Source organism: Anaerolineales bacterium, assembly GCA_022866145.1.
In the GTDB taxonomy this organism is placed as follows: Bacteria; Chloroflexota; Anaerolineae; order Anaerolineales; family E44-bin32; genus PFL42.
Map to the genome: position 1 here is coordinate 1 of JALHUE010000306.1, position 3,215 is coordinate 3,215.

The 3,215-nt window shown below is 65.8% G+C and carries 2 protein-coding genes; both read left to right on the forward strand.

What is annotated here, in order from left to right; translation table 11 throughout:
- Positions 1–89 precede the first annotated feature (89 nt).
- Positions 90–1,163 (forward strand): phospholipase D-like domain-containing protein, encoded by a 1,074-nt coding sequence (locus MUO23_09415; protein MCJ7513170.1) that lies wholly within the window; start codon positions 90–92, stop codon positions 1,161–1,163.
- A gap of 141 nt (positions 1,164–1,304) precedes the next feature.
- On the forward strand, positions 1,305–3,215 hold a 1,911-nt coding region (locus MUO23_09420), incomplete at its 3' end, for a DUF87 domain-containing protein (GenBank protein MCJ7513171.1).

Genomic DNA, 3,215 nt, shown 5'->3' on the forward strand with positions numbered 1-3,215 from the left:
CAACGTCATCCCATTGCGGGGAGGGCAGCTTGGCTATAATCGTGGTCGAACACCGGAATCTGGGCTTCTGCCTCGGGGGTTGAGGCTGGATGAAGCCGCCCATCCCGCGCCCGTTCCTGCCGGCTGTCGGCGGGACGCTCGTTCTGCTCTCTCTGGCCGCGTTGCTGGCGCTGTTTCACTTCCAGGGGGGAGCGCCTGCCGCGCCTCAGGCGATAGGCACCCCGTCGGCGCCGGCGGCGGTCCAGGTGTACTTCACCCAGCCTGGCGAACAGGCGCAGCCTGCTGAGAGGGCCCTGGTGGATGCCATCGACGCCGCCCGGTTCACCCTGGATGTCGCTACCTATCACTTCAACCTGTGGAGCGTGCGCGAAGCGCTGCTGCGGGCACAGCGCAGGGGAGTCAAAGTGCGTATGGTGGTTGAGAGCGACAACATCCTGGAGCCCGAAGTCGCCGAACTGGCCGAGGCGGGCATCCCGGTGGTCGGGGATCGGCGGGCGGGATTAATGCATCACAAGTTTGTGGTGATCGACGGCCTCGACACCTGGACCGGTTCGATGAACCTGACCTACGGAGGCGCCCGGGAGGACCACAACAACCTGCTCAGCCTGCGCTCCACCGAGCTGGCCGAGGACTTCGGGCGCGAATTCGAGGAGATGTTCGTGGACGCCCGCTTTGGAGGAGCCTCGAAGCCCGACACCCCGCATCCACGCCTGCAGCTGGACGGAGCGGAGGTGGAGGTTCTGTTCTCCCCGGACGACCGTGTTGCGGCCCGCCTGGTCGGTCTGGTGCGCGAGGCGAGGCGGAGCATCGACGTGATGGCGTTCGCCTTCACCTCCGACGCCCTGGCCGAAGCCATGCTGGATCGGGCGCAGGACGGGGTGACCGTGCGCGGGGTGTTCGATGAAGGCCAGGCCGGGGGTGCCGGCGCCGAGTTCGGGCGGCTGCAGCAGGCCGGTTTGGATGTGCGCCTGGAACGATCCCCTGGGTTGCTGCATCACAAGGTCATCATCCTCGACGGCGAAACGGTGATCACCGGCTCGTACAACTTCACCCGCAGCGCTGAGGAGCAGAACGACGAGGCCGTGCTTATCCTGCACGATCCAGGGTTGGCGCAGCGCTATCTCGAGGAGTTCGAGGCCCTGTTCCAGGACGCCGCCCCCTAGCAGCACGCTGCAATCCCGGGGACCGTCAGGGGAAGCTGTCGCAGTCAGCCTCCGTTCCGCCCGCAATCTGGCGGTGGTTTCCGCAGGCTGATATGGTTGTACGGGTTCGGGCCCGAGGGGCTTTCCACAGGAGGATCGGCAATGGGTGAGAAGAAGCGTGCGGGCGACATTGAGAAGCTGGGCGCCTTCTTCCTTGGGAGAACGTATTCGTTAAAGAAGAAGGTGATCGAGGACGACCTGCTCCTCTACGACTCGAAGGACCTGACCACCCATGCTGTGTGTGTCGGCATGACCGGAAGCGGCAAGACCGGTTTGTGCATCAGCCTGCTCGAAGAAGCGGCCATCGACGGCATCCCCGCCATCATCATCGATCCCAAAGGCGACATGCCCAACCTGATGCTGACCTTCCCCGGCCTGCGGCCCGAGGACTTCCAGCCCTGGGCCAGCCCGGACGAGGCCCGCAAGCAGGACTTGTCCCCGGAGGCCTTTTCCGAACAGCAGGCCCAGGCTTGGACCCAAGGCCTGGGCGAGTGGATGCAGTCCGGAGAGCGCATCGAGCGGCTGCGCCAGGCTGCGGACGTGGTGGTGTACACCCCAGGGAGCACAGCCGGCATGCCGGTCTCTATCCTGCAGGCCTTTGATCCCCCTGCCCGGGAGTTGCTGGCAGACAAGGAGCTGCTGAACGAGCGCATTCAGGCCACTGTCGCCAGCCTGCTTGGATTGATCCATATCCAAGCCGATCCGATCCAGAGCCGAGAGCACATCCTGCTGGCGACCATCCTGGAGGCTTCATGGACCGCCGGAACCGGGCTTGACCTGGCGGCGCTCATTCAGCAAGTGCAGCATCCGCGGCTGCAGAAGGTGGGCGTGCTCGACCTGGAGTCTTTCTACCCGGAGAAGGATCGGTTCGACCTGGTGCTGGCCCTCAACAATCTGCTGGCAGCTCCGGGGTTTGGCGCCTGGCTCGAGGGGGCTCCGCTGGACATCGCTCGACTGCTGCACAGTCCGCAGGGCAAGCCCCAGTTGTCGATCTTCTCCATCGCTCACCTTGGCGAGGCCGAGCGCATGTTTTTTGTCACCCTGCTATTGACCCAAGTGCTCAGTTGGGTGCGGGCACAGGCCGGCACGGCGAGCCTGAGGGCGATCCTGTACATGGATGAACTCTTCGGCTATCTGCCGCCGGTCGCCGAGCCGCCATCGAAGAGGCCGCTGCTGACGCTGCTCAAGCAGGCGCGGGCCTCGGGTCTGGGCGTCGTCCTGGCAACGCAGAACCCGGTTGATCTGGACTACAAGGCGCTCTCGAACACCGGGACCTGGTTCATTGGTCGCCTGCAGACCGAGCGCGACAAGCAGCGGGTGATGCAGGCGCTGGAGGGGTGGGCGGCCGGCGCCAGCCTCAGCTTTAAGAAGTCAGAAGCTAAGGAGGACCTGGCAGGGCTGTCGAGCCGGGTGTTCTTGATGCATAACGTGCACGAGGACGCCCCGGTGGTCTTCCATTCCCGCTGGGCGCTGTCCTACCTGGCAGGGCCAATGACGCGTGACCAGATCAAGCGCCTGATGGAGCCGTGGAAGCAGGCCCACCCCGCCGCCCAGGCGGCTTCGGCAGGCGCCCCGCCCGAATCCGCGGTCGGTGCTGCGGTCCCTCCGACTGCAACCCAGGCCGGGGAAGCACCGCCGTCGCAACCGGCGCTTCCGGTGGGTGTGGAGGCGTTCTACCTCCCGCTCCGGCGTCCAGGCGCGCTTGGCGCGCGGCTCGCCTATCATCCGCTGCTATTTGGCGGGGCGCGGCTTGCATACAGCGACGCGAAGCAGAAGCTGGATTCGTCCCAGGACGTCAGCCATCTGACCCGGATCACCGACGCTGCTGTACCGGTCGACTGGGCAACCGGACACCCGGCCGAGGTCGCAGCTTCCGAGTTGGCCCGTTCGGCCCCGGCGGTGGGCGTCCACGCCGCCTTGCCGCCGACCGCCGGCAAGGTGAAGAACTACCCTGCCTGGACCCGGTTGTACAAGGCCTGGTTGGCCGAATCCCAGTCGCTTGAGCTGTGGCGC

Excerpts from the sequence above, each read along its gene's own strand:
- MUO23_09415 (MCJ7513170.1), top strand. The coding sequence starts at position 90 with ATGAAGCCGCCCATCCCGCGCCCGTTCCTGCCGGCTGTCGGCGGGACG.